The organism is Nocardioides sp., from assembly GCF_004803405.1.
GTDB lineage: Bacteria > Actinomycetota > Actinomycetes > Propionibacteriales > Nocardioidaceae > Nocardioides > Nocardioides vastitatis.
Window position 1 is genome coordinate 1 of record NZ_SSXI01000179.1, and the last position, 6,799, is coordinate 6,799.

At 70.4% G+C, this 6,799-nt stretch carries 4 protein-coding genes and 1 pseudogene; 4 read left to right on the forward strand and 1 reads right to left on the reverse strand.

The annotated features are described in order from the left end of the window. Window positions 1-330, reverse strand: a 330-nt coding sequence (locus E7Z54_RS12480) for an alpha/beta fold hydrolase (RefSeq protein WP_346763543.1), incomplete at its 3' end; no start/stop codon positions are given. A gap of 61 nt (window positions 331-391) precedes the next feature. On the opposite strand from E7Z54_RS12480, the gene dapA reads away from it, so the two are divergent. From dapA to E7Z54_RS12500, 4 genes and pseudogenes are all read left to right on the forward strand, one after another. Then, a complete protein-coding gene (dapA, locus tag E7Z54_RS12485) occupies window positions 392-1,288 on the forward strand; it encodes a 4-hydroxy-tetrahydrodipicolinate synthase (RefSeq protein ID WP_136434156.1) in 897 nt (298 codons plus the stop codon). Then, window positions 1,288-2,973 (forward strand): ribonuclease J, encoded by a 1,686-nt coding sequence (locus E7Z54_RS12490; protein ID WP_136434158.1) that lies wholly within the window; start codon window positions 1,288-1,290, stop codon window positions 2,971-2,973. Before dapA ends, E7Z54_RS12490 begins: the two co-directional genes overlap by 1 nt. 212 nt (window positions 2,974-3,185) lie before the next feature. Beyond that, a complete protein-coding gene (locus tag E7Z54_RS12495; RefSeq protein WP_136434159.1) occupies window positions 3,186-5,753 on the forward strand; it encodes a DNA translocase FtsK in 2,568 nt (855 codons plus the stop codon). Next, a pseudogene (locus E7Z54_RS12500) lies at window positions 5,750-6,799 on the forward strand (hypothetical protein); the annotation flags it as partial. The gene E7Z54_RS12495 and the pseudogene E7Z54_RS12500, both read left to right, overlap by 4 nt.

The window sequence follows — 6,799 nt, forward strand, 5'->3', positions numbered from 1 at the left end:
CGGGAGCAGCCACCGCTGCGGAAGCGGCAGCGCTGCGGCGAACGAGCGCCCCGCGCCGGGCCAGACGGCGGAGACACCCAGGACGGCGGCCACCCGGTCGGGCGCCGAGGCCGTCACGGCCTGCGCCACCACCCCGCCGGCCGAGTGCGCGATCAGGGTGAACCGGGCCGCGCTCACCTGTGCGAGCACCGTCTCGGCATACGCCATCAGCGTGGCGGACGGATCGCGCGGGTAGGCCGGGACCACGGCGTCCTCGAGCCCGTCACGAACGTCGTCCCAGATCCACGCCGGAAGTCCCGCACCGCTCAGAAGCACCAGTGGTTCGTCCATGGGACACACGCTGCCACCCGCCACCGACAGGTTGGCCGCGACACGGCGATAGCCTTGCACCATGACTGCGACCTCCGCCGCACCCTTCGGCACCATGCTGACCGCGATGGTCACGCCGTTCCATGAGGACGGTTCCGTGGACCTGGACGCGGTGCAGAAGGTGGCCAAGCACCTGGTCGACAACGGCAACGACGGTGTCGTCGTCTCAGGCACCACCGGTGAGTCTCCGACGACGACGGGGGCCGAGGACGGCGAGACCCTGGCTGCGGTCAAGGACGCGGTCGGTGGCCGTGCCGCGGTCGTCGCCGGCGTCGGGACCAACGACACCCGCCACTCGGTCGAGCTCGCCAAGCAGGCCGAGAAGGTCGGCGCCGACGGTCTGCTGCTCGTGACGCCGTACTACAACAAGCCCAGCCAGGCCGGTGTCCTCAACCACTTCCGCCAGGTCGTCGAGGCCACCAACGTGCCGGTGATGCTCTACGACGTGCCGGGCCGCACCGGCACCAAGATCGCGCTGGAGACCTACGCCGCCGCCAAGGACTGGCAGACCGTGGTCGCCGTCAAGGAGGCGACCGGCGACCTGTCACGCACTGCGCAGCTCGTCGATCTCGGATACGCCGTCTACTCCGGTGACGACGTGAACACCCTGGGCTACCTCGCCTACGGGGCGACCGGTCTGGTGTCCGTGGTCGGTCACGTGGCCGGCCGCCAGCTCAAGGCGATGATCGAGGCGTTCCTCGCCGGCGACCATGCGGAGGCGCTGCGGATCCACACCTCGCTGGTCCCGGCCTTCGGCGCCGTCATGGGCGTCCCCAACTACGGCGCCACGACAGCCAAGGCGGCCCTCGAGCTGGCCGGCGTCCTGGCGAACAGGGTCGTGCGATCACCGCTCGTCCCGCTCGACGACGACGAAGTGGCGGACCTCCGCGCCGGTCTCGACGCCGCGGGCCTCATCTGATGAGCCACCCGCACCCCGAGCTCTCCGCCCCGCCGGAGCTGCCCAAGGGAGGCCTGCGCGTCATCCCGCTCGGCGGCCTGGGCGAGGTCGGCCGCAACATGACCGTCTTCGAGTACGACGGCCGGCTGCTCATCGTCGACTGCGGAGTCCTGTTCCCCGACGACCACCATCCCGGGGTCGACCTGATCCTCCCGGACTTCGCGGCCATCCGGGACCGGCTGGACGCCGTGGAGGCCCTGGTCCTCACCCACGGCCACGAGGACCACATCGGCGCGACGCCGTACCTGCTCCGCGAGCGGGAGGACATCCCGCTCGTCGGCTCGGAGCTCACCCTCGCGCTGGTGAACTCCAAGCTGCGCGAGCACCGGCTCCGGCAGACGCCGTTCCACACGGTCAAGGAGGGCGACCGGATCTCGTTCGGTCCCTTCGACCTCGAGTTCGTCGCGGTCAACCACTCCATCCCCGACGCGCTCGCCGTCGCCATCCGCACCGGCGCCGGCCTCGTCCTGCACACCGGCGACTTCAAGATGGACCAGCTACCGCTGGACGGCCGGATCACCGACCTCCGCGCGTTCGCGCGGCTGGGGGAGGAGGGGGTCGACCTCTTCCTGACCGACTCGACCAACGCCGAGGTGCCGGGCTTCACGACCTCGGAGAGGCGGATCTCCCCGGTCCTCGAGCAGGTCTTCCGCGAGTCGAAGCAGCGGCTCATCGTCGCCTGCTTCGCCTCCCACGTGCACCGGGTCCAGCAGGTCCTCGACGCCGCTGTCCTGCACAACCGGAAGGTCGCCTACGTCGGCCGCTCGATGGTGCGCAACATGGCGATCGCGCGGGACCTGGGCTACCTGACCGTCCCGCCGGGGGTCATGGTGGAGGCCAAGGAGCTCGCCAACCTGGCGCCGGAGCGTCAGGTGCTGATCTCGACCGGATCCCAGGGTGAGCCCCTCAGTGCGCTGGCCCGGATCGCGCAGCGCAACCACCACTTCGTGCACCTCGAGCAGGGCGACACGGTCGTGCTGGCGTCCAGCCTGATCCCGGGCAACGAGAACGCCGTCTACCGGGTGATCAACGGCCTGGCCCGGCACGGCGCCCGCGTCGTCCACAAGGGCAACGCGCTGGTCCACGTGAGCGGCCACGCCAGCGCCGGCGAGCTCCTGTACTGCTACAACATCGTCAAGCCGCGCAACGTGCTGCCCGTGCACGGCGAGACCCGCCACATGCTCGCCAACGGCGAGTTGGCCAAGCAGACCGGGGTCGAGAACGTCGTGTACGCCGAGGACGGCGTGGTCGTCGACCTGGTCGACGGCGTCGCGTCGGTCACCGGCAAGGTCGAGTGCGGCTACGTCTTCGTCGACGGGCAGACCGTCGGCGACATCACCGAGTCGGAGCTCAAGGACCGCCGGATCCTCGGTGAGGAGGGCTTCATCTCGGTCATCGTCGTGGTCGACTCGGTCAGCGGGAAGGTGTCGTCGGGCCCGGAGATCCACGCCCGCGGTCACGCCTGGGCCGACTCGGACTTCGAGCCGATCAAGCAGCCGATCATCGACGCGGTCAACCGCGCGATCAACGAGGGCAACACCGACACCTACCAGCTCCAGCAGACGGTACGACGCACCATCGGGCGCTGGGTCAGCAACACCCACAAGCGGCGGCCGATGATCATCCCGGTGGTCGTGGAGGCGTAGCGCTGGGCGTGCCGGGCGGTCCAAGTGGGCCGTGTCGGGATTCCTGGGCTGTGCTCGCGCAGGAATCACCGGTTAACCGGCGACTCCTGCACTTCTCGGGGGTTGCAACGCCCCAGAAGTGCAAGAACCACCGGTTAACCGGTGATTCCTGCAGCCCAACACACCCTCAAGTGATCCCTGAGACTGGTGTGACTTCTGGGTAGGTTGTGAGCATGGCGACCCGTACGTCTTCCCCGCCGGGGTCGCGCAGCCGATCGACCCCTTCTCGCTCGACCAGTGCGAAGAAGACGACCAGCTCGCGTTCCCGGAGTACGACCAACAAGTCCAGGCCCAAGAAGGGCGCGGCCAAGCGGCCGGCGCCGCGAGCCGTCCGTAGCGGCCCGGGCCCGGTGGCACGCGCCTTCCTGGCGCTGGGACGCGGTGTCGGCGCGATCTGGCTGGCCATCGCGCACGGCATCGGTGCGATCGCCCGCGGCATCGGTCATGGCGCTCGGGACATCGAGCCGGAGCAGCGCCGCGACGGCTTCGGACTCCTCCTGTGCGGCGTGGCGCTCATCATCGCTGCCGCCGTCTGGTTCGAGGTGCCCGGCGGCGTCATGGAGTTCACCCGCGCGGCGGTGTCCGGCACGGTCGGGAAGATCGGCTGGTTCGTCCCGCTGCTGGTGCTGCTCGCCGGCTGGCGGGTGATGCGCGACCCCGTCCAGAACGGCCCGGTCGGGCGCCAGGTGATCGGTTGGTCCGCGTTCGCGTTCGGCCTGCTCGGCGTCGTACACATCGCCAACGGCAGCCCGGAGCCGGTGCAGGGCGACACGTCCTCACTGCGCGACGGCGGAGGTGCGGTCGGCTACGTCGTCTCCGCGCTCCTGCTCGACCTGCTGCGCTCGTCGTACGTCGTCGTGCCGCTGCTCCTGCTGGTGGCCTTCTTCGGGGTGCTCGTCATCACCGCCACGCCTCTCTACCGGGTGCCGGACCGGCTCCGTGACCTCGGCGACGTCCTCCTCGGGCGCCACCACGGCCACGACGACGGCGAGAAGACCCAGGCCATGGTGCTGGGCAGCCTGGACGACACGTTCGAGCGGATGGGCGATCCCGCCTACGACACCCCCGTGCTGGCCGACGAGTCCAAGAAGAGGCGCCGCCGCAAGAAGGACGAGGTGTCCGCGACCGAGGAGTCGATGGAGCTCCTCGAGCCGATCGACGTCCCACTCGCCGACCCCGTCGACGCGGCGCCGGTCGTCGAGACCGGTGAGCTCGAGCCGCCTCCGCACACGCCGCTCCCGCAGCGCGTGGAGCAGCTCGCGCTGTCGGGTGACATCGCGTACACGCTGCCCAACGGTGACGTGCTCAAGCCCGGCTCACCGCACCGCGCCCGCTCGAAGGCGAGCGACGCGGTCGTCGACAAGTTGAGCCAGGTGCTGGAGGAGTTCAGCATCGACGCCCAGGTCACCGGGTACACCCGGGGCCCGACGGTCACCCGGTACGAGATCGAGCTCGGCACCGGCGTGAAGGTCGAGAAGATCCTCGGCGTCTCGCGCAACATCTCCTACGCCGTCGGCTCCGAGGACGTGCGGATCCTGAGCCCGATCCCGGGCAAGTCCGCGGTCGGTGTCGAGATCCCGAACGTCGACAAGGAGATCGTCTCCCTCGGTGACGTGCTCCGGTCCAACGCGGCCCGCAACGACCACCACCCGATGGTGGCCGGGCTCGGCAAGGACGTGGAGGGCGGGTTCGTCGTCGCCAACCTGGCGAAGATGCCGCACCTGCTCGTCGCCGGCGCCACCGGCTCAGGAAAGTCGAGCTTCATCAACTCGATGATCACCTCGGTGCTGATGCGTTCCACGCCCGACGAGGTCCGGATGATCATGGTGGACCCCAAGCGGGTCGAGCTGAACGCCTACGAGGGCGTGCCGCACCTGATCACGCCGATCATCACCAACCCGAAGAAGGCCGCCGAGGCGCTGGCCTGGGTCGTGCGCGAGATGGACATGCGCTACGACGACCTCGCCAACTTCGGGTTCCGCCACATCGACGACTTCAACAAGGCGGTGCGTGCGGGCAAGGTCGAGGTCCCGCCGGGGAGCGAGCGGCAGCTGTCGCCCTACCCCTACCTGCTGGTGATCGTCGACGAGCTCGCCGACCTGATGATGGTCGCCCCACGCGACGTCGAGGACTCGGTGGTCCGGATCACCCAGCTCGCACGAGCCGCGGGCATCCACCTGGTCCTCGCCACGCAGCGTCCGTCGGTCGACGTCGTCACCGGCCTGATCAAGGCCAACGTGCCGTCCCGACTGGCGTTCGCCACGTCGAGCGTCACCGACAGCCGGGTCATCCTCGACCAGCCGGGCGCGGAGAAGCTGGTCGGCCAGGGTGACGGTCTGTTCCTGCCGATGGGTGCGTCGAAGCCCATAAGAGTCCAGGGCTCGTGGGTCACCGAGGCGGAGATCCACCAGGTCGTCAAGCACTGCAAGGGCCAGCTCGAGCCGACGTACCGCGAGGACGTGACGGCGCCGGCCGCCTCCAACAAGGTGCTCGACGACGACATCGGCGACGACATGGACCTCGTGGTGCAGGCGATCGAGCTCGTGGTCTCCACGCAGTTCGGCTCGACCTCAATGCTCCAGCGCAAGCTCCGGGTCGGCTTCGCCAAGGCCGGCCGGCTGATGGACATCCTCGAGAGCCGGGGCGTCGTCGGCCCCAGCGAGGGATCCAAGGCCCGGGACGTCCTCGTCAAGCCGGACGAGATCGACTCCGTGATCGCGACCATCCAGGGGGAGGCGTGACCCAGATGACCGAGAACCTCGGCAGCAACGACAACAGCGACGGCCGCGAAGCGGAACCGTCGATCCCATTCGAGCACCAGGTCGAGCGCCCGGTCGAGCAGGTCGGGCACCAGGTCGAGGTGCGCCGCAACGTGCCGCTCTCGGCGGGCGTCGGCGGCTTCGCGGCGCTCCTCACCGCCGCCTTCGCGGTGCGCGCCTTCACCGGCGGCACGGCGCTGGACTGGCTGGCGTTCGGCGTGCTCTCGCTCGTCACGGTCGCTCACCTGGCGGCACTCGTCGACAGCCGGGCGCCGCTCCTGGTGGCCGACCAGCACGGTGTCCGCCTCCGCCGCGGCGCGCTGTGGCAGGGGATCGCCTGGCCGGAGATCGACTGCCTGGAACACCTGCCCCGGCGCCGGCTGCTGCGCGACGGCCACATCCTCGTCGACGGGTACGACGACCAGCAGCTGGTCGTTCCGCTGACCCTCGCGACCCGGCTGGTCGGCGCCACCGACGCGTCGCTGAGCGACGTGCTGGCCGACCTGGCCGACGGTCGCGCCGACGTGGTCGAGGTGGTGCCCGGCCTCCCGGAGGAGCCGGGCAGCAACGACCGTGCCGAGCGAGTGCCTACCCCGGGCGACCTCGACCACCAGGAGGAGCCTCTCGTCCCCGAGCAGCGGCGGGGGATCGCCGCGCGGGTCGCGGCGGGCCTGATGACGGTGTCCGCCGGCCCGCGTGACGCCCAGCTGCGCGATGCGGTCGGCGTCACTGGCGCCGATCACGACCCGCACGCCCCGCACGATGTGCAGGACCAGCACTTCCAGGACGATCAGGACACCGGCGAGATCGGCGTGGTGGTCGAGGACACCGCGGAGATCCACCAGCACGACCAGCACGACGAGCACGACGAGCACGACCAGCACGACCAGGAGGCCCCGACCCCGGGCCGCGCGACGGTGCTGCCCGCGCGGGTGGAGATCGACCGGCCGAGCATGGTCCGGGAGCGGCTCGCGGACCCGGCGCCCCAGGTCGCCGAGGTCCGGCCCGCCCCGGCCGCGGAGCCGGGC